Here is a 19,294-nt window from a genome sequence, read left to right as displayed (position 1 = left end):
CGATTCCACCCGGTTCGGGGGCGGTTGCATGTGTGGTCGGATGGCGGCATGACGACTCTGTACCTGTTCGGCTCGGCCGCCCCGCCCGTCTTCGAGGTTGCCGAGATCATTGAGAACGCTCAGGCCCGCGGGTGGGATGTGTGCCTCGGGCTGACGCCGACGGCGGCCCGGTGGCTGGGCGAGCAGCTCCCGGAGCTGGAGCGGCTGACCGGGCATCCGGTGCGCTCCGAGTACAAACTGCCCGGGGAGCCGGATGTGTGGCCGCCGGCGGACGCGATCCTGCTCGCGCCAGCCACCTTCAATACGATCAACGCCTGGGCACTCGGACTGACGTCGTCATTCGTCGTCGGAGTGGTCGCCGAGGGGATCGGGAAGAAGATCCCGACCGTGGCAATGCCGTGCGTGAACGCGGCCTACGTGCAGCACCCCCAGTTCGACCGGTCGGTCGAGACCCTGCGCGGCGCCGGAGTGACGGTGCTCTACGGCGAAGGCGGTTTCGTACCGAACCGGCCGGGCGAACGCCGTCCCGAGGGCTTCCCCTGGCACCTTGCCCTCGACGCGGTCGGCGCGATTGTCAGTCCCGCCCCGTAGCCTGTTCCCATGCCGATCACCCCTTCGCCTGCCACCCCTGTGCGCTCCCCCGCCGCGGTGAACGCGGATATCCGCGCGCTGTGGGCGGCCGGCCCGCTGTCGCCGGAGGGTGAGGCGGAGTACCAGCGGTTGCTGGTGGAGTGGGAAGCCGCGGTCCGGGCGGATGTCGTAGCGGCTGCCTGACCTGCGCGGCTCCGTTCGATTGTCAGTGGCGCCGTTTACGATCCGGCCGTGGCAATCGATATCCCTGAAGATCTGATCATGCTGGAACGTTCCGCCGCTGAGGAACAGCGCAAGGCCCTTGCCGAGCCGTACACAGAGGAGGCATGGGCGCCGTGGCGTGAGGCGGCGGCGAAGTTCCAGGCCGCGGTAACCGCGCACGCCGAGGCGGCCGGGGTGTCCCGGTCCGCGCTGGAGATGGCCGTGAAGAAGGCCGTGCTACATCCGGAGCCTGAGGGCGACTGATGCACGTCCGCCCCTCCCCGGGCGCTGTTCCGGGTGAGGGGCGGTCTCGTAGCTGCGCCCAGCCATAGGCGCGAATGTGATGAGTCCACGGTACTGGGCCGGTATGACAACCGGGGCGGCCCGCCGTGACGGGGGTGACACGGCGGGCCACGGCCAGTGTGGCAGGGGCGGCCGAAGTTCGCAGAGGCCTCAGGAGAGTCTTAGAATCGAACTCATGTCCGATACTCCGTCGCGCCTGGTCATGCTGCGCTTTCTCAGGAGGGTTCAGGAGCAGCAGCTCGCCCAGACCGACCGCTGGATCGCCGACGAGGAACGCCGCGAAGCCGAACGACAGCAGGGCGTGGAGCGACGGCCACCGGCTCCGGACTGGGTGATGGAGCTCAGCATCGGCCTCGGCGCCCAACCCATCGAGGTGCACGCCGGGCACTGCTACGCCATCGGGAAACGCCACCGGCCCATCAGTCGAGAGCAGGCCCTCGCCGCGCTCGCCGAGGGGATCCGTGCGTGCGCTCACTGCCGGCCGGACACGGAGCTCGGGGTGCTGTGAGCAGCAGCCCGGCGCACCCTGGAGGGATGAGCGTCCCGATAGTCGTCCACGGCCTGTCCCGCACCGGCGGGCGGAGGGTCGCCATCAAGGGGAAGGTCGTCGGGCTCGCCCGCAACGACAGCGACCTCGTCGAATTCCTGAGGCGCGCCGGCCTCGACGACGCCTGGGAACTCGTCGACGACCCGCACTGGATTGAATGGCGCGGCGGGCGGGCGCATCGGTACGAAGCCGCGTGACGAACGCCCGACCGCACCGGACGTCAGCCCAGTTTTACGGGGACAGCCTGGGCGCCGACAGCGGGCCGCCCTCCGGCTTTGAGCTCGGGTACGTACTTATAGAGCGTGGTCCGGGAGATCCCGAGCAGCTTGGCGATGGACGTGACCGACGCCTCTGGGTTGGCGAGCATGGAGCGGGCGTGCAGGATCTGTTCCTCGCTCATGGCTGGCGGTCGGCCGATGCGCTCACCGCGGGCTCGCGCGGCGGCCAGTCCCTCGTGGGTGCCCTGGACGATGAGCTCACGGATGAACTCTGCGAGCGCCGCGAAGACGTGGAAGACCAGTCGTCCGCCCGGGGTCGTGGTGTCGAGTGACTCGTGGAGCGACTGGAAGCCGATGCCGCGCTTGCGCAGGCCGGCGACGATGGCGATGAGGTCCTGGATCGAGCGCCCGAGTCGGTCCAGCGAGGGAACGACGATGGTGTCGCCGGGTCGGGCGTAGTCGAGGGCGTTCCAGAGTTCGGGGCGCTCGGCGTTCTTGCCGGACTTCTTGTCCGTGAAGATCCGCGCGCAGCCGGCTCCTTCCAGGAGTGCGATCTGGCGGTCGAGGTTCTGGCCCTTGGTGGAGACGCGGGCGTAGCCGAGGAGTACTCCGCTGGCGTTCGCCGGGAACGCTGAGAGCGCGTCGTCGCCCTCGTCGGCCCACTGGGAGGGTGTCGTCATGCAACTACCGTACAGAAAAGGGCGGTTGAAGGTTATTGAACATTGAGACTTTCTGAACACTCTTTTTGGACATCAATCGGTGCCGATGCGGCACCCTGAAGGCTTCCTGGCCGCACGTCCAACAACCGATCGGTTGATGGACACCCCTGATCGTCAGCCGCACCGCACAAGGAAGCCCCCTCCCGCCGAAGCGGAAGGGGGCGATCTCACTCGGACTCGTCGTCGAGGGGCGGGATGTCGGGCTCGATGAACAGCCCGGCGTACCGCGGTGCTGGCGGCGGCCCGGCAGCGGCGCCCGTCCGCGGTTCCACGCTCCGCTGCATCTGACGGGTCGGGGCATCAGCCATTGAGTCTCCTGTACATCGAGGTTGCCGCCAGAGCGCCGAGGCCGAGGAGGCTGCGGGACTGGTCCGGCGTGGGAGTGGCGGCGCCGGTACGGCGGCACACCAGGGCATCCGGATCATCCGGCGGCACCTGGAGACTGTAGCCGTCCGGGCAGGTCTGACCGTTGACGCCGTCGCGGCCGTTCGTGCCGTCCTTCCCGTTCGTGCCGTCCTTCCCCGCAGGACCCGGCGGGCCCGCAGGCCCGGCCGGCCCCGGGACAGTGGAGTCAGCACCAGCCTGGCCAGTCGCACCGGACGGGCCGGGCACCGGAGTAGCAGCCGGTCCTGCCGGGCCGCGGTCGCCCTTCGCGCCGGACGGGCCCGGCGGGCCAGGGATCGGTACGGGCACCTCGGCGCGGGCAGGCAGATCGGCAACCGCGTCCCCAGGGTCCGGCGCGGCTGGCGTCTCGCCCTTCGCCTGGATCTGCAAGCGGAGCTTCCGCACATCCGTGGCCAGCGTGGTGACCGCGCCGCCGCGCCGGTCCGCCTCCACAGCCAGCTGGTCCGCGCGCGCCTCGGCCTTGTCGATCTGCAAGAACGCGATGGCGAGGCCGCCCCCGAGGAACAACAGCGCGGCCACTATCCAGAGGCCTCGGCGGCGTCGGTAGAACAGACGCTCTGTCCGCGTCACGGCGTGCCTCCCAACTGGGTGACCAGCAGTCGCAGACGCGCGGTCTCCGCCTTCTCCGCCGCCAAGTCACTGCGCAGTGTGGCCAGCTCGGAGCGCAGTTCTTTCCGTTCCTCTTGTAGCTGGTCGGTCAAGCTGTTGAAGCCTGTCAATGCTCCGCCCTCCCGGGTCGCCCTCGATGCGCCCCGGGAGCCGTACATGGCCGCTGCCGCTGCTACCGGCGAGGCCAGTAGTGCACCCAGCGCGGTCAGCATGGCAGCGTCCACACGGTCCTCCAGTGCGCTCGTGGCAGCTCAGACGCCCTTGGCGAGGCTGGCCGAGTTCGTGACGTCACGCCACCGGGCGAGCAGGCCCTTCAGCAGCGACCCCGCCGCGGCGACACCCGCCACCGCGGCGGCCTGCCACATCGCAAGGTCGAACGGGGCGGTGAGGACGAGACCGCCGACGAACGCCTGGAGGAACGTGGCCAGCACCCGCTCGGCAAGGTCGCGGGCGTAGGTCTTGGCGCCCTTGATAACGGTCTGCGTCGAGGGCAACGGGAACTCCGGCATGGTCAGGCCTCCTTCTTCAGAGCGGCGACGTCCGCGCGGAGCTGGCGGACTTCGTTGAGGATGTGGGCGAGGTAGTAGCCCGCACCGTGCTCGACGCGGCCCGACGGGGTGCCCTTGGCGGTGGTGCCGATCTCTCCGATGGAGAGCAGGTTGGTGTGCAGGGCCTTCACGCGGTCGTCCGTCGTCGACACGGGCGTCTCCTTCGGCGGGGTGGGGGTGGTCTTGCCGGGCGACCAGCTGGCGGGGTGCTTGAGGCGCTCGGCGACGTCGGAGCGCAGGGTGGTCATCGAGAAGCCGCGGGGGTCGACCTTGTCGCTCGACCACTCCAGATGGCCGATCACGGACTTCGCCGACCACTTGTGCGCCCGGCACAGCGCGGCTTGGACGCGGACGATCGCGTCGTACTGGGCGGCCGGCCAAGGGTCCTTGCCATCGCCGAGGTTCTGACACTCCCAGCCGTAGAACCGCGCGTTGCCGTCGACCCCGTCGCTGTTGCCGTGGGTGGGCGGAGTCGGCCGGGTGCCGTAGGACTCGGCTGTGACCTGGTCCAGCACCTTGGGGTCGCCGCCGCCGGCGTGGTTGGTGCGGCCCCAGCCGACCAGGTGGACGCGGCCGTCCTTCGCGATCATCCCGTGGCACAGCGGACCGGGCAGGCTGCTGTAGCCGTCGCGGACGATCCGCACCGTGGCCGCGGTCCCCTTGGTGACGGTGTGGTGCACGATGCTGCCGTTGATCGGGCCCCACGCACCCTTCTGGTTGCGGTTGTGGGTACGCCAGTTGCCGACCTCGACCACACGCACGTCCTCGGCGCGGAGTGCAGCGAGGACCGCGGCGGCGGACAGGGGGTTGGCCATGGGGCCTCCAGACATGCGAGGAGCCCCGGCCGTAGCGGCTCGGGGCTCGGGACGAAGAGGGGGTCAAGTGGCGCTGATGCTCGCGATGTTGATCAAACCGGTGGCGGCCGCGTTGTAATTGCGCCCGACGAACACCGACCACGGCACTCGGTAGGTGGAATCCGTGACTGTGGTGGTCAGTCCGGACACCTCGGGGACGGACAGCGTGATCTGCGTGGCCGTGATCACGCACCGCAGGGTGTAGACGGTGCCCGCCGCGAGGTCGGCCCCGGCCGTCGTGTTGGCCAGCTGGGTGGATGTGCCGGCCGCCTTGTCGTCCCGGTAGATCCGCAGGCTGCGGTTGTTGGAGACCTGGACGGTGTAGCCGTTGTGGCGGATGTCCGAGCTGGACAGGATCGTGGCGTCGTCGTCGGCGCCCAAGTGCAGGCTGAGCAGGCTCCATCCAGCGCTGCCCCCCGTCGGAACGCTGAACTTCACGTCAACCGTCGTGGTGGCGGGCGCGGGCGAGACTTCTCCGGCGAGGAGAACCTGAGCGTCGGCCGGGTCGGCAGAAGCGGGCGGCGGGAGAGGGATCCGGCCCTGAGCATCCAGGACCGGGCGGGCCGCGGCCGAGGGAACGTAGCCGGGGCCCCAGGTCCCCATACCGAACGTGCTGGCGGTGCGGCGCGGAACGGCCCCGCTGACGTAGGCGGGGTAGTCCGCGATGATGCCGCGACACCCGAGCGCCAGGGCCCGGTCTCGCTGGACGCGGCGGGCGAGGGTGTGGGCATAGACGCCGAGCGGGTAGTTCTGGGCTATCGCGGCGGTGATCTGTGCGTCCGTGCCCGCGATGTCGAGGTCCAGGAGGTCCGCGCCGCTGGCCTTGATTGTGGTCGGGTTGTCGCTCGCCATCTGCGAGGCAGACCGCCACAGGTGTGCGAGGCACCCGCTGCTTTTGATCGTGGCCATCACCGAGGGCGTGTTGCTGTTGATCAGCACCGAGCGCTCAAGCCGACGGGCCTTGATCATGGCAGCCAGTTTCGGGACGGACGCGGCATCCTTCGCCTCGATCGTCAGCACGTACCGGCCACCGAACTCGTTCAGCAGGTCTTCGACGGTCGGGATCGGCAAGTCGGGGTATCCGGCTGCGAACCACGTGCTCGGGTCCAGGCGTGCGGCGGCCAACTGCGCGGCCGTGATCTGTGCGGCGGTGCCGGACTTGTTGGTCACGCGGTCGATGGTCGCGTCGTGCATCGAGACGAGCGTGCCGTCGGCCAGGAGCCGGGCGTCGACGTCGAGAATCTGCGAGTACGCCCGTGCCGCGCGCAGCGCATCCACGCTGTTCTCCGGGGATTCTCCGGCGCCGCCTCGGTGGGCGTCGAAGACAACGGCCGGCAGATTATCGACGGTGGCGGCTTCGCCGAGCCGAGACTGTACGGCGGCGATGGCTGCGGCTGCGTCGGTCTGTGCCTGCTCGGCCGCGGTCTCTGCGGCCGCTGCCGCGCTGCTTGCTGTCGCTGCGGTCGCGGACGCGTTGCCAGCTGCGGTCAGGGCTGCTGCCGCGTCTCCTGCCGCGCTAGTCGCCAGTTGTCCGGCGGCCGTCGCCGCCTGCAGCGCCTCAGTGGCCACCTCCCTGCCAGAGGAGTACCAGCGCACCGTGCGCCCGCCGCTGGCGTTGTACTCGTACTCGATCTGCGGCCAATCGCACATCCACTCGCGTATCGCGCCCGGTGCGGCGGACGAGGTGGGATTGGACCGCAGTTGCCCGATCGGGGTCGTACCGTCCGCCTCGTAGAGGGCGGTGATCAGCTCCCCGCTCCCGGCGACGCGGACGTTGATCGGATAGTCGGGGATCACATCTCCGGTCGCGGTGGTCAGGACTTCGGCGGGGGTTCCGCCGTAGGTGTACAGGGGCATGGGTGCCTTTCAGTCGATCCAGTAACTGCCGGAGATGTCGACCCACGACGTGCCGACCGTGCCGCCGTCCTGCGCACCGTCCTGGCTCCAGAACGTCAGCGCCCGCGGCGTGGTTTCGTCGTCGGACCAGGCCTCGACCCGGCCCGCGCCGATCAACGGGTCGCCGGACATGGAGAAGAACGCGGTTGACGTTGCGACGTGCTGTGGCTTGCAGTCGGCCGGCACGGTGGCGATCTGGATTCCGTTGGTGCCGACGATGAGCCCGCCGTCCGTGCGGATGATGCGCCCGCGCATGTGGACACGGGTGCCGATCAGACGGATCTGCGGGGTGTTCTGACCGGCCTGGAAGCCGGACGCGAGCGACAGGGTGCGCCACGCAGGGGTCGGTTCCCAGATCGTGGCCCACGTGTTTGCGCTCGACGAAGTCTTGATCCACAGAGATCCGTTCGAGGCGGTCACCACGGTATGCAGTGGCGCCCCCGCGTACACCGAGTTGCGCTCGGCGAGATCCGCGACGTGCTGCATCAGGTGCGGGTCGATGGCCGTCGCCAGCTCGGCCAGGGCGGCGGGCCCGAGCGGGGCGTCCCCGCCCCCGGGGACAGGGAGTTGGGCGTATCCGATGGTCGCCATGAAGCTCCGATCAGGCTGAGAATTTGATGGTGATCGCACCGCCGGTGACGGCCATGTAGTCGGTGGACCCGCTGGCGTAGATCGCCAGTCCGCGGGCGCTCCCGGAGGCCAGGGCCGAGCGCCAGGCAGCCGGGAGAGTGGCGGTTCCCTTTCCCCCGGCAGACAGCGACAGCAGTTCCTCCGGACCGTTGGCCAGGTTGAGCTGGCCTGCTGGCGGTGACGTGTAGCCGTGCAGGTAGAGATGCAAGGGGCGCTTCGCGTTCGAGCCGGACCCGGCGCGACGGGTGAACGAAGCCGTCATCGACGAGACGGCCTTGCCTGCGCAGGCATCCGCTATGCCCGTGCCGTAGAACCACGCCCCCCGCCGGTTGCCGCCGCCGGTCCAGTCGCCCTGCATCGGGTTGGACGCGTAGTCGTCTCGGCGACCATTGCGCCAACTGTCGGCGGCTGTCGGGGAGATCGTCACCGTCTTCGGTGGCCGTGTCGCGGGCGGGGTAGGGGACGGTGCGGAGCTTCCGATCTGTGCGTACAGCTGGCCTACCCCGCGGGCGTCCTTGCGGGTCCACAGGGTGTTGACCTGCTCCCAGCCCGCTCCGGGGGTTGTCGTGCCCCACGTGTATGCGGAGATCGCGATCAGGTCGGAGGCGGCGTCGGTGGCGATCTCTCCGATGCTGGCCGCGTCCGTACCGCCAGGGTCCGGGCCGAGGCGCCACAGCACTACCGGCACGGCGCCGGGGCGGACGGCTACCCAGTCTCCTGCGGCCCGGCCTCGGTAGGAGTCCGGGCACGCCACGTCGAGAAGCAGCGTCCCCTGGTAGTCCAAGTTGACCCCGGCTGCGGTGACGTCCACGACCTGCGCGGACACTACCTGGGCACCCGAAGCGCCTGCTGCTGCCAGAGATTTTCCGAGGTCGTCCGCAGCGGTCACGTGAGCCTCCTTGACGTCGTGCGGGTCGTACAAGACATCGAGGACGCACCGAGGGTGTACGACAGGGAGTCGATCAGGTGCCGCTCCCACACGCCGGGCTCGGTTTCAACTTCCACCACGTCCCCTGGCTCGATCGCGGGATTGCAAGCTGAGGTGAAGCTGAGCGAGGACTGCACGCCGAGGCTGTCGGCGAGCCGCGCCCTCGCCACCTCCTCGGCCTGCCCTGCAGTAGTGATGAGGGCGGACGAGTACCTCTGGGTGCGGACACGGACCCATGTCAGGCCCAGGCGCTGCGGTGCCAGCGGATCGCCCACCGGGTCCGGGCCGGCGTAGGTGAGGCTTCCCGGGTCGTCGTCCCAGGCGTGTACGGGGCCGACCGCCGGAGCGCCGGAGCCCGCATCGCCGCTGACAGACCACAAGTTGGCGAGCCCCTCGGCGCTCTGCTCGGGCTGCGGTTCGATCAGAGCGCCGCCCATCCCTTGGGCGATCCGCCACACAATCGGGTCGGCCAGCGTCGGCACTGGGCCGGCTGTCACGATGCCTCGCGCGTCGACCCAGATCTCCCCGGCCAGTGACGCGGCGATCCCGGTCGCCGTGCCCGAGGTGTCCGTCCCGCCGGACAGCACCGACCATCGGTCCTCGTCCGCGACGATCTGCGGCACGGTCGAGTCCGGGTCGATTCCCTCGCGCCACGCCACTGGTACGCCCGGCAGTGCCTCTCCTACCAGGGTGGCCACTAGGGCGCGGGCTGAGTCCGGGCCCACCACCCGGGGCGACGGGAAAGCCGCGGCGCTGATCTCGTCCTCCAGGCCGTCGAGTTCCACCTGGATCCCGGTGCGGGTCACCTTGGGCCGGTTGACGGTGTACCGGCCGGCGGGAATCCATACCGTGTCGGTGCGGGCAGGCGTGATCCCCTGCCACAGGCGGACGTTCGTGCTGATCGGGTTGATGCCATCGCGCCCGAGCGACACACCGGTCAGGGTCGCCGATGCCGTGTAGCGGACAGTCTGAGTGCGTGACGCCTGAATCTGCGCCGACCCGGCGACGATGCCGCACGACTGCCACGTCTGCCCGCCGTCGACCGACCACTCCGCGCGGTACGGGCGCTGGCACGCCCCGGTGAGAGCGGCCAGTGCGGCAGCGGGGATGGGCAGCATCAGGTAACTCCGTTCGTGCTGAGCATCGCCCACGAGGAGTAGCTGGCGGCAACCGCGTCCCAGGTGGCGAAGCGGTTCGCAACTTCGTCCCAGGACCAGCCCGGCATGCGCAGCGGCTGCCCTGCCGTGTCCGGGCGGTCCACCTGGACCACACTCGCGCTGTACGTGCGTGAGAGGTTCGGTGTCGAGTTCACGCCCTGCTTCACGTCGCCGAGAAGAACGTACTGGTCTGCCCGGTAGTAGTCCGGCCGTGTCTGGATCAGCCGCACGCCGGGGGTGGCCAGTAGTGCTTCAAGGGCGGGGATCTGGTCCCCTTCGGCGTCGATGACGATCTCCGAGGACGGTGCCCCGTACACGTCCTGACTGGTCACCGGGTAGGCGCTGCCTTGCACGGCGGCCTGGTCGATGCGCGCAGCCCACGTCAGGTCCGGCCACGACGTGACCGTCACCCGGGCGGACAGCCCCGGTTCGTCGAGGGATTTGATCCACACGTCACGGGGACCGCGGTCCGGTACGGGCATCGTGACTGCCAGTGCCGACTCCGGGCCGGTGGACCCGTCCTCGTACACCGGTACCGCCGTGTAGATCACAGCTGCACCCAGCGGCGCCTCGGCGTCGTAGGCCGTGCCGACGCCTCCGATCGCCCATGCCGGGTCGGCGGACCGCACGGGGACAGGTGCGGCGGCACCCGGGTCTTGGCGCACGATGCGGACTTTCCGCACCGCAGATACATCTGCGAGGGCGGGCGGGGTGTTGCCGTTGTACGACAGCACCACCCCCGCCCACGGCTCGTCGACGATCGCCGCGAGGTACCCGTCCGGCGAGGTGACCCGCTCTGGCGGCTCGATCAGCGGAGCATTCGGATCCACAATCAGCGGCATCTGTCAGTTCCTCCCTATCGCGCGGCGGACCTGCGTCAGCCCTGCATCCACACGGCCGTCCGCGACATCGGAGACGTAGGCCCGGAGAGTGGGGCCGTCCTGGACCAGGAGCGTCACCGCCTGGCCGGCGGTAAGGCCCGCAGGGCCCTCGGAGGGCCTGGCGGCCATGGATGTAAGGGCGTTGGCCTGTTGCGTCGTGAAGACGGGCTCCGGCCTTCCCGTCCCGTTGTAGGCGAGGTTGAGGCCGGGCTGGAGGTAGCCGCCCGAGTCATAAGTGCCCTTGTAGGCGTAGTGGTGCGTGAACAGGCTGTCGTTCCACGCCCGCGCCCGACTGCCGATGACCACGCCGTCGCCACCACGGCTTTCGACGTTGACCCCGTTGAGCGTCCCGGCCGTGTGGCCCACGCCGGCATTGGTGATGCCGATCCGGTACGGGCTTGAGCCGTTGAGGACCCAGCCTGGAGGGGCTGTCTTCCCTGAGAAGGCGCCCGTGGCCCACCGGCGATGGGGCTTCTGCCCGCGGATCACGGATTCAACGGCGCTGACCAGACCGGAGCAGTCCCAGGAGGGGTTCCCGTTTCCGCCCCACTGGTATGCCTTGCCGTTCTGAGTACGGGCCCATTTCAGGCCGGCCTTGAAGCCTCCTCCCCCGATGCCTTCAGCTCCGAGCTTGGTGTCGGCCTTGCCTGAGAAGTCGATGATCGAGGTGATCATCTTCTTCGGGATTCCGGAGATCATGTCCCTGTATACGGAGGCAGACCCTGCGATCTTGTCGAGCAGGGGCTTCACCACGTGGTTGAGGCCGGCCTGCGCGGAGGCCTTCATGCCGTCCTTCAGCCACGACACCCCTGTGCTTGCCAGGTCGACCGTCTTCGAAGCGGCGCCCTTCACCCAGTCGAAGATGCCGCCTTTCGCGAAGCCCTGGAACTGGCTGAGGGACTTGCCGCGCATGGCCGCCGAGTTCACGGCGTGCAGGCGGGCCCGCTCATACGGGTCTCGCATCGCCTCGGACACGTACACCCCCTCGCCGCGGCGCATCGGGACGAGCTGGTCGTCGCCCTGCCGCCACGTCGACTGACCGGGCAGGATGCCGCCACGAGCGAACCCGTCAAGGGGTTGTTCTTTCAGTTTCGGGGCCCCGAACGCGCCCGCGATCTTGTTCCACGTCGGCACGATGCCGCCGTTGTAGATCTTCTCGATGATGAAGCGGACGGGCTTCTTCGCGATGTCCTGGACCTTGTCCCAGGCCTTCTTGATGAAGTCCTTCGCGTCGTTGAAGGAGTCGCCGACCGCTTTGACGCCCTTCTTCATGGCGTCGAACGCGGGCTTCAGTGCCTTGTCCCACAGCCACTTCGCCTTGTCGGCGATCCACCCGAAGACCGGCTTGGCGTAGGAGTTCCACAGTTCCTTGAGCTTCGCGCCGAGCAGGCCGATGCCGATCTTGAACAGCTCCCAGACCGGTTTGATCTTGTCGTTCCACAGCGCTATGGCCTTGTCCGCGATCCACCCGAGAACAGGCTTCGCGTACTTGTCCCACAGCTCCTTGAGCTTCGCGCCGAGGAGACCGATCCCGACCTTGAACAGCTCCCAGACCGGTTTGATCTTCTCCTGCCACAGCCAGACTGCCTTGTCCGCGATCCACCCGAAGACCGGGCCGAACACGTTCGTCCACAGCCACATGCCGACAGCCGCCAGCGCCTTGAAAGCGGTGATCAAGGGCGTGATCAGGACGGTCAGGACCACCGTTGCGAGGATCCGCGCCGCCGCACCGATGAACCCGAAAACCGGGCTGAGGATGGTGTTCCACAGCCACGACGCGGCCGTGCCGATCGCCTTCAGCCCGATCACGAAGGCGTCGAAGACCGGCTTGAGGATGTTGTTCCAGACGAACAGAGCGCCCGTCTTGAGAGCCTCCCAGACGGTGTTGACGACGTCCCGGAACCACGTGAAGTTCTTGTACGCGTAGACGACGGCCGCGACCAGCGCCACGATCCCGATGGTGATCAGCGTGATCGGGTTGGCGTTCATCACCAGGTTGAACGCGATCATCGCGAGGGTCCACAGCTTCGTCGCGACCCACACCGCGTAGAACAACTGGATCAGCCAGGGCAGATCCCGGGCAATGTCCGCGATCGCGCGCGCGACCGCGCCCAGAGCCGTCAGAACCGGGCCGGACAACGGGGCTGTCGCCCGTGCCATCTGGTAGAACGCAGAGCTGATGTCGCCGATCGCCCGTGCCAGTACCGGTCCCTGCGCCGACGCGTAAGACAGGAACCGCTCGAATTCCGGGCTGCCCTTCAGGCTGGTGCCCCACGTTGCGAACCGGCCCGTGATCCGCTGCATGGTCGACGAGATCGACTCCATGTGCGGCAGGAATGCCTGCACGACGCCGGCCATGCCCTTGAAAATCCGGCCGAAGGAAGCGCCCAGCCCGACGATTGCGGGCTCGACCGAGCCCGCGAGGTCCTGCTTGAAGGTCTGCCACCAGGGCGACTTGAAGCCGGCCGACACCCGGTCCTGCAGCGTTCCGATCGCGCGGGCCGCGGCCAGCACGAACGGTGTCAGACCCGGCAGGCTGTTCTTCAGCCCGATCAGGGCGCGCGTGAACAGCGGCATGACCTGCGGCTGCAACGACTCCGACCAGTCCGAGAACGCCGACTTCAGCGACACGAACGCGTTGAACGTGCCCCGCGCCGCCGGGGTCAGCTTCGCCAACTCGGCCTGGTACTTCGCCTGCGCCAGGGCAGCCTGATCCACGCCCCCGGCCGCCGACTGCGACGCGGAGGCAATCTGACGCTGGGCCGATGCCACGGCGTCCGCCGCGGACTGCTGGGCCACAGCCACGTTCGCGGTCGCCTCGGACACCCGCTCCTGCGCCTGGGCGACCTGCCGGGCCGTCTCCACCTGTGTCCGGGCGGCCTCGGCCTGCGCGTCGCGCACCCCGCGGGCACGGTCCGCCACCTGCTGCTGGGCCTTCGCCAGACGGTCCTGGGCCTGCGCAACGGTGTCCGAGCCCTCGACCCCAGCCCGGTTCGCGGCGGCCGTCTCGTCCTTGAGGCGCTTCGTCTCGGTGGTCTGCTCCTTGAGCCGCTGCACCGCCTGGTCGTAGGAAAGCTGTGCGCGGTCCTTGTCAAGCTGCGTCGACTTGGCGTCCGCCATCGTGCGGTTCAGGTCGGCCTGGGCCTCCTGCACGCCGAGTGTCGCGTCCCGCTGTGACAGCTGGGCGTCGGCCAGCCGGCTGTTGAGGTCCTCCAGCTCCAGCGCAGCCTGGCGCCGGGCGTCGGTCAGGTCCTCCTGGGCCTGCTTGGCATCCTTCTGCGACTGGGCGAGGGACCGCTCAGCGTCCTGGACCGCGCGGGCCGCCGCCGCGTTTCGCTGGGCGGCCTGGTCTGCAGCATCTGCCGCAGCCTGCCGGGCGTCCCGTACAGACTTCTGGGCCTGGGCGATCTGCCGGGCCCCGTTTCGCTCCGCCGTCGCCAAGGCCTGCTGCGCGCCGGCCATCTGCAGCGCCATTGACGCGCCCCGGCCGGACGCCTGGGCGCCCTTCAAGGACGAGGCTGTGGCAGCGTCCTGGGCCGCCTTCTGCGCCTGGAGGGCACCAGCAATTCCGACGATGGCGGGAGCCGCGACGGCGGCCAGGGCGCCGACGCCGACAGCAGCCGCCACGGCGGCCGAGCCGATGGAGCCGATACCCGCCGCGAGCACCGGAATGGCGGGGATGGCCGCCAGGCCGCCGATGGCCACGCCCAGCTGCAGAACCGCCGACAGGGCACCGGATGTGTCGACGTCGATGCGAGCACGCTTCCCGTCGACGCCGTCGATCGCCGCTCGCACCGCAGCCAGTTCACCGAGGGCCGTCGTAGTGTCGGCACGGACCTGGACGTTGGGGTGGCGGGCGCCGAGCCGGGTCAGCTCGGCTTCGATCAGCCTGATCTCGGCCTTGGCCGCTTCGGCGTCGATATCGATGCCGATCCGCTTGCCCGCCAGGGTCTCCATGCGGACCCGCAGCGCCTGAAGGTCGGCGTCGGCCTCGGTGGTGTCCGCGTCGATGTTGATTTTCGGGAGGGCACGGAACGCGGCTTCGAGCCGGGTCTTCAGCGCTCGGGAGAAAGCGCCACCGGTCTGGTCGCCCTGGCGGACGGCGGACGCACGCGCCGCCGCACCGCCCTGAGTGACTCCGTCGCGGAGAGCGCCGCGGATCTCGGCGACGATGCGGGCGGCGATCTGCTGACCGATCTGCTGCCCGATCCGGAGCCCGATGCTGCCGATCTCCGACTGCATCGCCGGACCGAAGGCGCGGCCGGCAGCGTTACCGGCGTCCTGGCCGGCGCGGGTCGCCGCCGGGACGAGCCCGTCGCGCAGGCGCTGGTAGATCCCCTGGGTGTTGGGGATGACATCGACCTCGACCGAGCCGACCTGGATCGCCACGGGAGCCTCCTCCCGTGCGCGTCAGGCCGCGCTGCCGCCGTTGATCAGTCTGAACAGGGTTTCCGCGCCGCGGTCAGTAAGACCGTCGGTCTTCTTCGGGGCCACGCCCGGCCGCCGCATCGGCTCCGGCCGCTTCGGTTTACGCCCCTTACCGTCGCCGTTCGTGACGACGAGGATGTACTCCAGCTGGTGCAGCGAGTCCGTGATCCCGGCGAGGAGTTGCTCGGTCATCGACCACTGGCCCTCTTCCGGCCGGCCCTTCCGTGCCTGCGCCTCGTACTCCTCGGGAGTCATGGCGTTCCGCAGGGCGGTCATTGTTGAGGACTCGGGCGGCAGATGCTGGATCAGTACCCGCACCTGCCGCCACGTCATCGCTCCACGGTGTACATCAAGGAGGTCCCGCTGGTAGAACCGCCAGAGATCGGCCTCTACCGCCTCCGCGTGCGCCTTGACGACCGATTGGGTCCACGCGATTTTCCCTGGGACTCACCGGAGAGGTCCCCGGCAGCCTCGATGAACAGGTTGATCTCATCGAGGGTCGGGTCGAGCTCCTCGTAGAGCTCGTAGTCATCCTCATGAAGCACGGCAGCCATGAACCCGTCGAAGTCTCCCTGGCGCAGGGCTCGCTGGGCGGACACGGGCCAGGCTCCGGCGGGCACGACACGCATCTCCTCGCCGCACAGAACGACAGTGATGTGCTTGCCGGCGGCCTCTGCCTCCTGAGCGTCGGCTGCGTCAAGTTCGTCGATGTCATCGACGGCTTCTCGGACGGGTGGTGCCAGCTCGCGCGGCGCTCGGGCAGGTCGCGATGCGGTGGTCTTGCGGGTGGATGTGGTGCGGCTGTTCGCGGCCATGGGCGCGGGCCTCCTCAATTAGGCGCGGGCAAGGAAAGGAAAGGAAAGGGCGGGCGGGCCTTGCCCGCGCCAACGAATTGGCCCGCCCACCCAGCTCAGGACGCCGGGTCGACCGGCGTCAGCGGCAGCTTGTCGACGTGGTAGACGGTGTTGCCTGCCTCGTCCGGGTACGTGGTGATCGTCCACTCGAAGCCGGACATCTCGTCCTGCTTGTACGTGACGTCGCTGCGGTCGGAGATCTCCCCCTGAGGGACGTAGAAGCCCCTCGCGCTCTCGCCGTCGAGGACGATGAACCAGAACGCGCGCCGGTCCGGGACGGGGCTTGCGGTCTCGGCGAACTTCGTGATGCCCTCGCCGTCCGGCGTCAGGGCCGCGGCGTCGAGCCGGTAGTGCAGGCTCATCACCGACGTGCGGGAGGTCTCCCACATCGTCGCCGAGAACGTGCGCACCGACTTGGTGATCTGAGTACGGAATGGGCTGGTGAGCCCCCAGGGGGTGAACTCCTGGCTGTCCTCGTCCCATCCGTTCACGAGACCGTCGTCGCTGATGGCGCCGAGCGCGGCCCACGGGTCGGCCGGCTGCTCCAGCGGGGACGTCAGAGCAGGCGTCCCGACCGGGGCCACCCAGGCCCCGCCGTTCGCGCCGACCATCGTGAGATCCGCAGCGCGGGTGATGTTGACCATGATTGTTCTCCAGACATGGAAGAGCCCGCGCACGGGCGGGGTACAGGGGTCCGGCGCGGGCCCAGGCCGGTCAGGTGACCGGGTGACTATGGATTTGGTAGGTGGCACCGACCCGGCGGAGCGCGGTGTTCTCATAGGGCCGGACAGCAGGGCGGGTCAGAGCTCGCACCGCCCCGAAGACCGCGGCGGTCGTGGACGATCCGCGCAGGTGCTCCAGGATCAGCCCGTGCACCGTGATGGCGAGGGCGATAGCCGTAGCCCTGGTGGCCGCGTAGGTACTGATGTCGACGAGCGCCCGATCGAGCCGGAACCCGTCGTCGTCGCCGCCCACCACCTCGACCTGCACGGTCGGCAACTCCTCAAGGAGGTGGTTGTCGAGCTCGTCGCGGACCACGACATCGGTGCCGAGACGGGACTGCAGCCAGCCGATAAGCTCCAGCTCGACATCGACCGAGCCGACCGCGGCCATCAGCCCCGGCCTCCGGCCTGCGCGGCCCGCAGCAGCACGTGGTGCGCCCGGACTCGCTCTGTCCCGTACTCCACCCACCGGGCGTAGTACGCGGTGTTCCGGACCGTGGCGGTCGCACGGTCGCGGCGCCGACCGCCACGGTCCGTGGACGACACCTCGAAGGATGCCTTGTAGTGGCCCGGATGCGGATCCCACGCCCCGCCGCCCACCGGGGCGATGGAGACCGCTACCGACTTGATGACTTCCGCGCGGCGCACCATCTCGGCCCGGACCACGGGTGACCTGAGGAGCTGACCGACACCCTTCTTGGACATCTTGAACTTCGCGGGCATCATGACCACCTCTACTCACTGGGGGCGGCATGGACGTCAAGGGCGTGCAGGGAACCATCAGCTTCGACGGCGAATGGATCACCATCACGAAGAAGGAAGTCGGCCAGCGGGAACGGCAGTTCCGTATCCATGCCGCCGAGGTCACCGGCACCCGGCTCAAGCCCGGCACCCGGTTGTTCCACGGGTACGTACAGTTCGTGCTGCCCGGCAGCGCGCCCGCTACCGAGTCGAAGAGTCTGCTCACCGGGGGCCGGCCGCCGCAGTCCGACCCGCACAGCCTTTCCATCCGGCACAGCGCCAACGACGCCGCGGCGAAACTCGTTGCCGCAGTCGAGCAGGCACGTCCTACCCAGTGACTCGGTCGGCGGCGAACTGCACCGGGCCGCGGCTGCCGGTGAACGGGGACTGATGCCAGTCGCCGGGCTCACCGGTCACCTCGCAGACCTGGCCGCGGATCCGGAACTGGTCCGTGGTCAACACGCTGGTGTCCGGCGGCGCATACACCGTGAATCCGACGATGACCGTGTCCCGGGCCTGCTGCTGATCCCCACCGACCTGCGGTGTCTCCGCGCGAGGCGCGACGACGCACCCGGCAACCGGGGTCTCTGTGAGCGGGCCGGGGATCGGCTGCCCACGAGGATCCCGGCCAGGGGACGGCCCACGCCTCAGCCGAACGACTGTCTCCCCGTAGGGGTACGGGGCCGGCACTACGCCCGCCCCCAGCCCGGTTCGTACTCCGCACCCGGGCCGTAGGTGTCGCCGATCGGCCACGTCGGCGACGGGTCGGCTGTGGCGGGTGTCGGGTCGACGGTGAACGCCCCGCCGCGGCCTGCCAGGGCCTTGAGCGCCGCCTTGTCCGCCTTGGTGAGGTACAAGCCACCCGAGCCCTGCGGGCGCTGCACGGACATGGGTCCGATCGCCTCGTAAGTGACCTGCTGAGGATTGACGTAGGCGCGACCGGCCACCGACAGGACCACCGCGGTCGCCTGATCGGGCAAGGGTTTGACGACCGTCTCGCACAGCGCGATCGCCTGCTGAATCAGCAGATCAGCGCGGTCGCCATCGATCTCAGGCAGCCCGAGATACAGCCCCAGCTGCTCGGCGGTTGGTGCCACGAACGCCACGGCTACCTCCCAGTTCCTCGATGGCTTCACACCAGGCAGTCAGCTCGGCCGTCGGATCGAGCGCCTTCGATCGGGCCTTGGCCCGCTTCGACGCCGCCCGCCACTCGGCCGGCTTCAGCAGCCGCTCCAGAGTCACCAGCCAGGCGTCGAGGTCATCCCGGTCGGCGAAGATCCCGGCCTCACCGAGCGACTCGCACAAGCCGGGCGTGGGATGAGCCGCCACAGGGATGCCCGACGCCATGGCTTCCACCCCCGTGCGACCCCACGACTCATACCGGGACGGCATCAGCAGCACCCGCGTCCGTGAGTACACCCGCTCAGCCATCTCATCGCCCGGCACGTGGTCGATGTACTCCAGGTTCGGCAGCGGCGCCGGCGGTTCCACCTGCACCCCGTAGGCGCCGCGCACGCCGAGGAACTTCTGGTGCGGCATGCGGGCCGCGATCCGCCAGAACAGATCACCGCCCTTGTCCTCGTTGCAGTTGATCAGGGTGACGCAGTCGCCGGGCGCGGCGAGATAGTCACCGGCGAAGACGGGCGGCCGCACGATCAGGCTCGACGCCGGACGGATCGCCTCGGGAACCTCAGCGAAATAGAGCTCGGCTTCGCGTTCCATCCAGTCCGAGTTGTAGACCGCGAGCGCAGTGCCGCCCGCCGCCATGTGCCGGAACGATGGCCGGTGCGTGTTGTGCACCACCGCCACGAACGGGCGGCTGAACCCCCGCGCGAGCGCGGACGTTGCCGGGACATTCTCCAGATGCGACACAAGCACGTTGGCCTTGCGTGCCGCCTCGCCGAAGTCGACCCGGGCCGCCATCGGCACGACACGGACGCCCTCGTAGTCATACACCTCGCGGTCGTCCGTGTACCTCGACAGCCACACGGACACGTCGTGACCGCGGTCCACCAGGGGACGCAGCATCGACACGAGCATGTGCTCCGCCCCCGCATTGTGC

Annotated in this window: 26 protein-coding genes; 6 read left to right on the top strand and 20 right to left on the bottom strand. The window is 69.2% G+C overall.

Annotated features, from left to right (window positions below; all coding sequences use genetic code 11):
- Positions 1–48 precede the first annotated feature (48 nt).
- The 5 genes from OG978_RS33935 (at position 49) to OG978_RS33915 (ending at position 1,839) form a co-directional block, all read left to right on the top strand.
- Complete coding sequence (locus OG978_RS33935; protein WP_326768885.1) at positions 49–591, top strand: flavoprotein; 543 nt, start codon at positions 49–51, stop codon at positions 589–591.
- Between the two features lie 9 nt (positions 592–600).
- The gene (locus tag OG978_RS33930) at positions 601–774 is read left to right on the top strand and encodes a hypothetical protein (RefSeq protein WP_266356391.1); all 174 of its coding nucleotides are present in this window, start codon (positions 601–603) and stop codon (positions 772–774) included.
- 48 nt (positions 775–822) lie between these two features.
- On the top strand, positions 823–1,056 hold the full coding sequence (locus OG978_RS33925) for a hypothetical protein (RefSeq protein WP_326768884.1): 234 nt from the start codon (positions 823–825) through the stop codon (positions 1,054–1,056).
- 214 nt (positions 1,057–1,270) lie between these two features.
- Positions 1,271–1,603 (top strand): DUF6233 domain-containing protein, encoded by a 333-nt coding sequence (locus OG978_RS33920; protein WP_326768883.1) that lies wholly within the window; start codon positions 1,271–1,273, stop codon positions 1,601–1,603.
- Between the two features lie 26 nt (positions 1,604–1,629).
- Positions 1,630–1,839 (top strand): hypothetical protein, encoded by a 210-nt coding sequence (locus tag OG978_RS33915; protein ID WP_326768882.1) that lies wholly within the window; start codon positions 1,630–1,632, stop codon positions 1,837–1,839.
- A gap of 23 nt (positions 1,840–1,862) precedes the next feature.
- Here the strand turns inward: OG978_RS33915 and OG978_RS33910 are convergent, their stop codons facing one another.
- The 17 genes from OG978_RS33910 to OG978_RS33830 all read right to left on the bottom strand — a co-directional run bounded on the left by OG978_RS33910 (position 1,863) and on the right by OG978_RS33830 (position 17,214).
- Positions 1,863–2,540: a recombinase family protein gene (locus tag OG978_RS33910; RefSeq protein ID WP_326768881.1), complete on the bottom strand. Its 678-nt coding sequence runs from the start codon at positions 2,538–2,540 to the stop codon at positions 1,863–1,865.
- Between the two features lie 206 nt (positions 2,541–2,746).
- A complete protein-coding gene (locus tag OG978_RS33905) occupies positions 2,747–2,887 on the bottom strand; it encodes a hypothetical protein (RefSeq protein ID WP_326768880.1) in 141 nt (46 codons plus the stop codon).
- Positions 2,880–3,554 (bottom strand): collagen-like protein, encoded by a 675-nt coding sequence (locus OG978_RS33900; RefSeq protein WP_326768879.1) that lies wholly within the window; start codon positions 3,552–3,554, stop codon positions 2,880–2,882. The genes OG978_RS33905 and OG978_RS33900 overlap by 8 nt, the downstream gene beginning before the upstream one ends.
- Entirely contained in the window at positions 3,551–3,817 is a 267-nt protein-coding gene (locus OG978_RS33895; protein WP_326768878.1) for a hypothetical protein, read from the bottom strand. The genes OG978_RS33900 and OG978_RS33895 overlap by 4 nt, the downstream gene beginning before the upstream one ends.
- Positions 3,818–3,844: 27 nt before the next feature.
- Positions 3,845–4,102: a hypothetical protein gene (locus OG978_RS33890; RefSeq protein ID WP_326768877.1), complete on the bottom strand. Its 258-nt coding sequence runs from the start codon at positions 4,100–4,102 to the stop codon at positions 3,845–3,847.
- 2 nt (positions 4,103–4,104) lie between these two features.
- Positions 4,105–4,956, bottom strand: coding sequence for an N-acetylmuramoyl-L-alanine amidase (locus tag OG978_RS33885; RefSeq protein ID WP_326768876.1), 852 nt, complete (start codon positions 4,954–4,956; stop codon positions 4,105–4,107).
- Positions 4,957–5,019: 63 nt separating this feature from the next.
- On the bottom strand, positions 5,020–6,852 hold the full coding sequence (locus OG978_RS33880) for a glycerophosphodiester phosphodiesterase (RefSeq protein WP_326768875.1): 1,833 nt from the start codon (positions 6,850–6,852) through the stop codon (positions 5,020–5,022).
- 9 nt (positions 6,853–6,861) lie between these two features.
- On the bottom strand, positions 6,862–7,482 hold the full coding sequence (locus tag OG978_RS33875) for a hypothetical protein (RefSeq protein ID WP_326768874.1): 621 nt from the start codon (positions 7,480–7,482) through the stop codon (positions 6,862–6,864).
- 10 nt (positions 7,483–7,492) lie between these two features.
- Positions 7,493–8,410 carry a hypothetical protein gene (locus tag OG978_RS33870; RefSeq protein WP_326768873.1) on the bottom strand — a complete coding sequence of 306 codons (918 nt, stop codon included), beginning with the start codon at positions 8,408–8,410 and terminating at the stop codon, positions 7,493–7,495.
- Complete coding sequence (locus OG978_RS33865; RefSeq protein WP_326768872.1) at positions 8,407–9,567, bottom strand: phage tail protein; 1,161 nt, start codon at positions 9,565–9,567, stop codon at positions 8,407–8,409. Before OG978_RS33865 ends, OG978_RS33870 begins: the two co-directional genes overlap by 4 nt.
- Positions 9,567–10,448 carry a hypothetical protein gene (locus OG978_RS33860; protein ID WP_326768871.1) on the bottom strand — a complete coding sequence of 294 codons (882 nt, stop codon included), beginning with the start codon at positions 10,446–10,448 and terminating at the stop codon, positions 9,567–9,569. The genes OG978_RS33865 and OG978_RS33860 overlap by 1 nt, the downstream gene beginning before the upstream one ends.
- A 3-nt stretch (positions 10,449–10,451) precedes the next feature.
- Positions 10,452–14,876, bottom strand: a complete 4,425-nt coding sequence (locus tag OG978_RS33855; protein WP_326768870.1) for a hypothetical protein — start codon at positions 14,874–14,876, stop codon at positions 10,452–10,454.
- A 21-nt stretch (positions 14,877–14,897) separates the two neighbouring features.
- On the bottom strand, positions 14,898–15,248 hold the full coding sequence (locus OG978_RS33850) for a hypothetical protein (protein WP_326768869.1): 351 nt from the start codon (positions 15,246–15,248) through the stop codon (positions 14,898–14,900).
- Positions 15,249–15,304: 56 nt separating this feature from the next.
- A complete protein-coding gene (locus tag OG978_RS33845; protein WP_326768868.1) occupies positions 15,305–15,730 on the bottom strand; it encodes a hypothetical protein in 426 nt (141 codons plus the stop codon).
- A 95-nt stretch (positions 15,731–15,825) separates the two neighbouring features.
- Positions 15,826–16,413, bottom strand: coding sequence for a phage tail tube protein (locus OG978_RS33840; RefSeq protein WP_326768867.1), 588 nt, complete (start codon positions 16,411–16,413; stop codon positions 15,826–15,828).
- A gap of 70 nt (positions 16,414–16,483) precedes the next feature.
- Complete coding sequence (locus OG978_RS33835; protein WP_326768866.1) at positions 16,484–16,882, bottom strand: hypothetical protein; 399 nt, start codon at positions 16,880–16,882, stop codon at positions 16,484–16,486.
- Positions 16,882–17,214, bottom strand: a complete 333-nt coding sequence (locus tag OG978_RS33830; protein WP_326768865.1) for an HK97 gp10 family phage protein — start codon at positions 17,212–17,214, stop codon at positions 16,882–16,884. Before OG978_RS33830 ends, OG978_RS33835 begins: the two co-directional genes overlap by 1 nt.
- A 29-nt stretch (positions 17,215–17,243) precedes the next feature.
- Between OG978_RS33830 and OG978_RS33825 the strand changes: the two genes are divergently transcribed.
- Complete coding sequence (locus OG978_RS33825) at positions 17,244–17,570, top strand: DUF4429 domain-containing protein (protein WP_326768864.1); 327 nt, start codon at positions 17,244–17,246, stop codon at positions 17,568–17,570.
- Here OG978_RS33825 and OG978_RS33820 read toward each other — a convergent pair.
- The 3 genes from OG978_RS33820 to OG978_RS33810 all read right to left on the bottom strand — a co-directional run bounded on the left by OG978_RS33820 (position 17,560) and on the right by OG978_RS33810 (position 19,272).
- Positions 17,560–17,691 carry a hypothetical protein gene (locus tag OG978_RS33820; protein WP_326768863.1) on the bottom strand — a complete coding sequence of 44 codons (132 nt, stop codon included), beginning with the start codon at positions 17,689–17,691 and terminating at the stop codon, positions 17,560–17,562. The two genes, OG978_RS33825 and OG978_RS33820, sit on opposite strands and share 11 nt — an antisense overlap.
- 230 nt (positions 17,692–17,921) lie before the next feature.
- The gene (locus OG978_RS33815; RefSeq protein WP_326768862.1) at positions 17,922–18,338 is read right to left on the bottom strand and encodes a hypothetical protein; all 417 of its coding nucleotides are present in this window, start codon (positions 18,336–18,338) and stop codon (positions 17,922–17,924) included.
- Positions 18,283–19,272 carry a glycosyltransferase family 4 protein gene (locus OG978_RS33810; protein WP_326768861.1) on the bottom strand — a complete coding sequence of 330 codons (990 nt, stop codon included), beginning with the start codon at positions 19,270–19,272 and terminating at the stop codon, positions 18,283–18,285. The genes OG978_RS33815 and OG978_RS33810 overlap by 56 nt, the downstream gene beginning before the upstream one ends.
- Between the last annotated feature and the right edge of the window lie 22 nt (positions 19,273–19,294).

It is taken from the genome of Streptomyces sp. NBC_01591, assembly GCF_035918155.1.
Lineage (GTDB): Bacteria > Actinomycetota > Actinomycetes > Streptomycetales > Streptomycetaceae > Streptomyces.
This window is presented reverse-complemented; position numbering and strand designations above follow the sequence as displayed.

Coding starts and splice junctions, on each gene's coding strand:
- OG978_RS33935 (WP_326768885.1), top strand. CDS start 49: ATGACGACTCTGTACCTGTTCGGCTCGGCCGCCCCGCCCGTCTTCGAG.
- OG978_RS33930 (WP_266356391.1), top strand. CDS start 601: ATGCCGATCACCCCTTCGCCTGCCACCCCTGTGCGCTCCCCCGCCGCG.
- OG978_RS33920 (WP_326768883.1), top strand. CDS start 1,271: ATGTCCGATACTCCGTCGCGCCTGGTCATGCTGCGCTTTCTCAGGAGG.
- OG978_RS33915 (WP_326768882.1), top strand. CDS start 1,630: ATGAGCGTCCCGATAGTCGTCCACGGCCTGTCCCGCACCGGCGGGCGG.
- OG978_RS33910 (WP_326768881.1), bottom strand. CDS start 2,540: ATGACGACACCCTCCCAGTGGGCCGACGAGGGCGACGACGCGCTCTCA.
- OG978_RS33905 (WP_326768880.1), bottom strand. CDS start 2,887: ATGGCTGATGCCCCGACCCGTCAGATGCAGCGGAGCGTGGAACCGCGG.
- OG978_RS33890 (WP_326768877.1), bottom strand. CDS start 4,102: ATGCCGGAGTTCCCGTTGCCCTCGACGCAGACCGTTATCAAGGGCGCC.
- OG978_RS33885 (WP_326768876.1), bottom strand. CDS start 4,956: ATGGCCAACCCCCTGTCCGCCGCCGCGGTCCTCGCTGCACTCCGCGCC.
- OG978_RS33880 (WP_326768875.1), bottom strand. CDS start 6,852: ATGCCCCTGTACACCTACGGCGGAACCCCCGCCGAAGTCCTGACCACC.
- OG978_RS33875 (WP_326768874.1), bottom strand. CDS start 7,482: ATGGCGACCATCGGATACGCCCAACTCCCTGTCCCCGGGGGCGGGGAC.
- OG978_RS33865 (WP_326768872.1), bottom strand. CDS start 9,567: ATGCTGCCCATCCCCGCTGCCGCACTGGCCGCTCTCACCGGGGCGTGC.
- OG978_RS33860 (WP_326768871.1), bottom strand. CDS start 10,448: ATGCCGCTGATTGTGGATCCGAATGCTCCGCTGATCGAGCCGCCAGAG.
- OG978_RS33850 (WP_326768869.1), bottom strand. CDS start 15,248: ATGACGTGGCGGCAGGTGCGGGTACTGATCCAGCATCTGCCGCCCGAG.
- OG978_RS33845 (WP_326768868.1), bottom strand. CDS start 15,730: ATGGCCGCGAACAGCCGCACCACATCCACCCGCAAGACCACCGCATCG.
- OG978_RS33840 (WP_326768867.1), bottom strand. CDS start 16,413: ATGGTCAACATCACCCGCGCTGCGGATCTCACGATGGTCGGCGCGAAC.
- OG978_RS33835 (WP_326768866.1), bottom strand. CDS start 16,882: ATGGCCGCGGTCGGCTCGGTCGATGTCGAGCTGGAGCTTATCGGCTGG.
- OG978_RS33830 (WP_326768865.1), bottom strand. CDS start 17,214: ATGCCCGCGAAGTTCAAGATGTCCAAGAAGGGTGTCGGTCAGCTCCTC.
- OG978_RS33825 (WP_326768864.1), top strand. CDS start 17,244: ATGGACGTCAAGGGCGTGCAGGGAACCATCAGCTTCGACGGCGAATGG.
- OG978_RS33810 (WP_326768861.1), bottom strand. CDS start 19,272: ATGCTCGTGTCGATGCTGCGTCCCCTGGTGGACCGCGGTCACGACGTG.